Below are 316 nucleotides of genomic sequence, written 5' to 3' on the forward strand. Positions count from 1 at the left end.
TGTCCTGTGGTGTCATCAAAGCGGAGTTGTCCATAGCCTTCGCCTTGGACTTCTTTACTTTTAATCCCTGCGAGTTTTTTGGTGTCCGGCAGTTGGCCTTGACTGTCAAATCGGGTTGGGCTGCGTTGGGCTTCATGTAGGCGGCCCACCACAAAGGGACGGTCGATGTTGCCGTCAAAGAAGTCGATAACTACGATTTCATTGATTCGAGGAAGGAAGCGTGCACCATAGCCTTCGCCTGCCCATGGGGTCAGTACATCGACCCAAGCTGAATCGGTGTCGTTGTTGTTACTGCCGGCACCGCCATCAAATTGGT

At 52.5% G+C, this 316-nt stretch carries 1 protein-coding gene; it reads right to left on the reverse strand.

What is annotated here, in order from left to right:
• On the reverse strand, positions 1-316 hold a 316-nt coding region (locus tag AC1M9C_RS14995), incomplete at both ends, for a phage baseplate assembly protein V (RefSeq protein WP_481953983.1).

The sequence above is a fragment of the Acinetobacter sp. 24-47-39 genome (genome assembly GCF_056783825.1).